At 51.3% G+C, this 5066-nt stretch carries 5 protein-coding genes and 2 pseudogenes; 2 read left to right on the top strand and 5 right to left on the bottom strand.

The genetic code is table 11. From position 1 onward, the window contains the following. Positions 1-198: 198 nt before the first annotated feature. The 4 genes and pseudogenes from A5N84_RS05045 to A5N84_RS05060 all read right to left on the bottom strand — a co-directional run bounded on the left by A5N84_RS05045 (position 199) and on the right by A5N84_RS05060 (position 3549). The gene (locus A5N84_RS05045) at positions 199-807 is read right to left on the bottom strand and encodes a trimeric intracellular cation channel family protein (protein WP_072281508.1); all 609 of its coding nucleotides are present in this window, start codon (positions 805-807) and stop codon (positions 199-201) included. A 3-nt stretch (positions 808-810) separates the two neighbouring features. Continuing rightward, positions 811-2057, bottom strand: a pseudogene (locus A5N84_RS05050) (aromatic amino acid transporter). Between the two features lie 32 nt (positions 2058-2089). After that, positions 2090-3021 (bottom strand): annotated as a pseudogene (locus tag A5N84_RS13395) (bile acid:sodium symporter family protein). A 78-nt stretch (positions 3022-3099) separates the two neighbouring features. After that, on the bottom strand, positions 3100-3549 hold the full coding sequence (locus A5N84_RS05060) for a YccF domain-containing protein (protein WP_198923795.1): 450 nt from the start codon (positions 3547-3549) through the stop codon (positions 3100-3102). A gap of 142 nt (positions 3550-3691) precedes the next feature. Between A5N84_RS05060 and A5N84_RS09910 the strand changes: the two genes are divergently transcribed. Together A5N84_RS09910 and A5N84_RS05065 are read left to right on the top strand one after the other, a co-directional pair. Then, on the top strand, positions 3692-4009 hold the full coding sequence (locus tag A5N84_RS09910; RefSeq protein WP_143324835.1) for a hypothetical protein: 318 nt from the start codon (positions 3692-3694) through the stop codon (positions 4007-4009). Positions 4010-4029: 20 nt separating this feature from the next. Next, complete coding sequence (locus A5N84_RS05065; protein ID WP_072281509.1) at positions 4030-4410, top strand: metallophosphoesterase; 381 nt, start codon at positions 4030-4032, stop codon at positions 4408-4410. Here the strand turns inward: A5N84_RS05065 and A5N84_RS09915 are convergent. Continuing rightward, positions 4407-4589, bottom strand: a complete 183-nt coding sequence (locus A5N84_RS09915; RefSeq protein ID WP_143324836.1) for a hypothetical protein — start codon at positions 4587-4589, stop codon at positions 4407-4409. The genes A5N84_RS05065 and A5N84_RS09915 overlap by 4 nt on opposite strands. Between the last annotated feature and the right edge of the window lie 477 nt (positions 4590-5066).

Raw genomic sequence — 5066 nt, forward strand, 5'->3', positions numbered from 1 at the left:
TGCTGCGAGGATACTGTTAAGCGTCGGGGGTTCTCTATGGATTTTTTGCTTGTGGTGGCGGTGAGGGTGGGTTGTTGTCTTGCTGGTAGGTGGGTTTTTAGGGCTCTGGGGATATTTCAAGCGCTGGGGGCGCTATCTAATAGCGCAATCATTGCTCTACTGACTTTTTTTTGTCTGTTGGTTGACGTTTTTGGGCGGTTAGGGTTTGAGGGTGAGGTTGGGGAGGTTCCAATGGTATTTAATCGCTAGCATGCGGATGATAAAAATAATGCTCATGCTGGCGATATCGCGCACGGCGTCGGGGGTGTTTAAGGCTTGTAGCGCTAGATACAATAAACCGCCTAGGATGCTGGCAAAGATATAAATTTCTTGGCGTAGTACTAGGGGTAATTGATGGCAGATGATGTCGCGCAAGATGCCACCGATTACGGCGGTTATCATGCCCATTAGGACGATAATGGGGGCGCTCATTTGTTGCGTGTGGGCGGCATTAAATCCTATGACTGAAAAAGCGGCTAGCCCTATGGCGTCAAAAAGGCGTAGGGGTTTGTTGAGTTTGTCGAAGGTGTGATAAAAAATTTGCACAAGGAGGGCGGTTAGGGTGATGAGGATGAGGTAGCTGGGTTGGTGAAGCCAAAAGAGGGGGTGGCGGTTTAGGAGCAGATCGCGCGTGGTGCCACCACCAATAGACCCAACTACTGCAACTAATATGGCGCCTGATAGGTCAAAGCCAACACGCTTGGCGAGCATGCTGGCAGCGATGCTACAAGCAATGATGCCAATGCAATCTAATAAATAAATGAGCATGCGTTAGGGTATGAAAACAGGGACTTTGCCAAATTCTTTCAACAAATGCGCCACGATGTTTATTAGTCCAAATAATAAGACTAATAACCCCATCCAGTGTCCGCCTGATAGGCGATAATCGCTTGCGGGGAATTTTTTACGCGCTTTAAATAGCATGAGCGCAGGCACGATTAGCGCCCACACCGCAACAGCCATGCCAGCATACCCAATGACGGTTACAAATCCATACGGTTTCCATACGCAAAGAATGTAGGGCGGTAGGAAGGTTAGCGCGGCGGCTTTAAAACGGTCTTTTGGCGCATGCCATTGGAATAAATCGGCAATGTAGTCCATCAGCCTAGGGTTACGCCTAAAAAAGAGGTTGCAATGGCTAGGTAGGTAAACCACACTAACCAACCGCCAATTTTACTGGCTAAAGGCAAGTAGGGCGCTAGGGTCTGTAATAGTACCGAAACCTGACCATCAGCGGCGATAACAGGGGCAAAGGCATGACGCGGTAGGTTTCCTTGAATGGCGATTTGCCACAAAATATAAATCGCCAGCGCAAATCCACCGCCTAATATCACGGCAATTGCTGTGCGTTTATTATCGCCTGCAAACCATTGGCGCACGCTTGGCACGGTGGATTGAAAGCCAAATGAGGTTAGCGCTACGGGCAATGCTACCCAAACATAGCGCCAATATTGGGGCGCTTGGGCGCTATCTAGGCGCTGTTGATTAAGCAATGTCTCTAGCGACACATGGCGCAACAATCCCACCACCGCCAGCAAAAATAAAACAAACATTCCCCCCACCAACAGCATATTAAATTGCGCTGTTAAGGCGCGCGAAAGCGTTACACACAACGCCAACACCACAAAAAAAATCGTCTGACCCTGCCAATATTCCAGCGCTCGCCCCTCTCCTAATAGCGCGTTGAAATGGGTTTGGGTTAAATCCCCACCCACCGCAATATAGGCATAAGTTACGATATAAAGCACAAATGCCAGCGTTATCCCATTAATGAGATTCCAACTGCGCCCTAATAAATCGCGCACAATCGTCGTGAAATTCGCCTCTAACGGATAATGCGTACTCGCCTCTAAAATCATCAACCCCGAGCAAATCATACACAACCACGTTAACCCCAGCACCGCCAACGATGGCACAAACCAAATCCCTGACATCGCCGTTGGCAGCGCCAACATTCCAGCCCCGACCACCGTCCCCGTTACCACAAACGCCCCACTGATTAACGACCGCTTTTGCATCCCTCTCTCCTTACATAAACCAAACCCAGCGCCTAGTGCTCTTCTACGCGCTTAGCACAGAAATTCGCCAAAAGCGCGCCACTAATATTATGCCAAACACTAAATAACGCACTAGGCACAGCAGAAATTGGGTCAAAAAACTTTGTCGCCAACGCCGCGCCAAGCCCGCTATTTTGCATGCCCACCTCAATCATAATCGCGCGCTGTTGCGCCACCCCAAAGCCACACAATTTGCCCAACACAAAGCCCAGCAAATAACCCAACCCATTATGCAACATCACCAACGCAAACATTAGCATCCCTGTTTGGGCAATCTTTTGTTGCGACAACGCCACCACAATAGCAATAATCAAAGCAATTCCCACCGCCGAAACCAACGGCAACACCGACACCACAAGCTGCAAACGCATCCCCAACAACCGCTGCAACCCCACCCCAGCCGCAATAGGCAACAACACAATCTTTGCAATCGTCCACATCATAGGCAACAATTCAATCTCAACCAATGTCCCTGCATATAATTGCAACAACAACGGCGTAACCACTGGGGCTAATAGCGTTGAAATCGCCGTAATCGTTACACTCAAAGCCACATCACCGCGGGCTAAAAACGTCATCACATTACTAGACGTCCCCCCTGGCAACAGCCTACCAAAATCACCCCCAGCGCCACCTCCGCTGGCAAAGCAAACACCCACACCAGCAACAACGCCAACAACGGCATAATCAAAAACTGCGCCACCACCCCAATCAACACTGGCAACGGACGACGCACCACCTCCGCAAAATCGCGCAACTCCAGCGTCAACCCCATGCCAAACATAATCACCCCCAGCACAGGCACAATCGCCGCCTTCAACCCCACAAACCCCTGCGGAAAAACAAACCCCAACACCGCAAACACCACCGCCCACAAAGCAAACGTACGCCCCACCCACGCTGAAAATCTCACCAACGCCAACATATCCAACTCCTCAAATAAAAAAGACCAGCTATAGTAAGTTAACAAATTTTAAAGCGCAAGCACCCCACTACAGGCGCTTTATTGCCCCGTACGATTAACTGAAACAATAGACTTGCCAACTGGCATGAGCGAAATTTCAATCATCATCAAATGCTTCCAAGCAAACGGAATCCCCACAATCGTTAACGCGCAGAAAATCGCTGACAACAAATGCCCAATCGCCAACCACCACCCTGCCAACACAAACCAAATCGCATTCCCCACACAACCCAGCGCCCCCGTCCCCAAATCCTTTTGCCCTGTTAAAGTCTTACGCGATACCGCCTCATATCCAAACGGCCACAGCATAAACCGCCCCATCATAACCGCCGACCGCGCCCACGGAATCCCCACAATCGTCAACACCATAATCACAGCAGCAAACCACCACCCCAACGCCAAAAAAACCCACCAAAAACAAACCAAATCCCATTTAACACCAAACGCATCAATCCCATACAGCCTCCTAAAGACAAACAAAAAAACCACGCTACAAACCACGCGCCCAAATTTGGTATCATAGCGCGCTTTTTATCAAACCCCTACAGCAAAAACGCCCAAGGAACTCCCATGCGCTTTCCCCTTCTACTTATCGCCATCATCATTATTCTACAACTCATCAACACCGCCCATGCCCACACCCTCCACTGGTTTTTGCGCCCCCTACACCGCCCTCTCCTTTCGTAGCATCGCCCTCACCTTTTTCCTACTCAGCAACGCCAGCTTCCTCTTCATGCTAAGCGGACATTTTCGCCTGTTTACCCTCTGGTTTGCCCTCTTATGGATTGGCATCCTCGCCACTGCCCTCGCCGCCCCAGCGCTCCTCCTTTTAAACCAAATTCACCCCCCTAACCCCCACCCCCCCAACGCCTCATCGCCCTATCCACCCTCGCAGGACTTCTCATCCTCGCCCTATATAACGCCTACCAACCCACCATCCACCGCCTAAGCCTCACCATCCCCAAAGCCATGCCAGCTCCCGTACGCCTTGCACTCATCACCGATCTCCACCTCGGCGATCTCTTCGGCAACCGCCAACTCCAACGCCTCCAACAAATCCTCAGCCAAGAAAACATCGACCTCCTATTAATCCCTGGCGACATCATGGACGACAACACCCAAGCCTTTGAGCGCCAGCAAATGGCACCAACCCTCCGCCAAGTCTTCACCACCCCCACCACCGCCACCATCGCCACCCTAGGCAACCACGACCTCTACCAAAATAGCGCCTACACCTCAATCACCCAAGCCATCACCAACGCAGGCGCCCTCCTCCTAAACGACCAAGTCGCCAGCATCACCGTCAGCAAAAACAACCAACACACCACCTCGATATCATCGGACGCCTAGACGACCACGACACCACCCGCCAACCCACCCACATTCTCCATCAACAAACCCCACCCCGAACGCCCCATCCTCCTCCTAGACCATCGCCCCAGCCAAATTAACGAAAACACCCAACTCAACATCGACCTACAAGTTTCAGGACACACCCACAAAGGACAAATATTCCCCGCCAACCTCATCGTCAGCGCCCTAAACCGCGTCAGCTACGGTCACGAACAAATCAACCAAACCCACGTCCTCGTTAGCTCTGGTTACGGCTTTTGGGGCATCCCCCTACGCCTAGGAAGTCAATCCGAAATCTGGATTATCGACCTCCACAGCAACCTAGACACCCCCCAATAGCGCCCAATAACCGCCCACCCAAACCATACGCCCTACCGCCCATCCAACCCTCAAACGGTAGGGCAACCTCCCATCCCCTCAATCAACCCCACCACAGCCAATTAATCCCCATCACACGCTTAAACATCCCTTATTTTTCTTATTTCCCTTATCTCTAACACACAACCCAACAGCCCCACCTAACCGCATCACCGCAAAATCCCCCATCGCAAGCGCTGAGCTTATAAGACCTCAACCCTCCAACTCTCCCAGCGCCTCCAGCCTAGCGAACTTGCGGATTTGACGATTGACGGATTTGACGATTGGCGGAATTA

The sequence above is a fragment of the Rappaport israeli genome (assembly GCF_001888055.1).
GTDB lineage: Bacteria > Pseudomonadota > Gammaproteobacteria > Cardiobacteriales > Cardiobacteriaceae > Rappaport > Rappaport israeli.

Bases quoted from the DNA above. Each gene is read 5' to 3' on its own strand.
- A5N84_RS05045 (WP_072281508.1), bottom strand. From the start codon at position 807: ATGCTCATTTATTTATTAGATTGCATTGGCATCATTGCTTGTAGCATC.
- A5N84_RS09910 (WP_143324835.1), top strand. From the start codon at position 3,692: ATGCCCACACCCTCCACTGGTTTTTGCGCCCCCTACACCGCCCTCTCC.
- A5N84_RS05065 (WP_072281509.1), top strand. From the start codon at position 4,030: ATGCCAGCTCCCGTACGCCTTGCACTCATCACCGATCTCCACCTCGGC.
- A5N84_RS09915 (WP_143324836.1), bottom strand. From the start codon at position 4,589: ATGAGGTTGGCGGGGAATATTTGTCCTTTGTGGGTGTGTCCTGAAACT.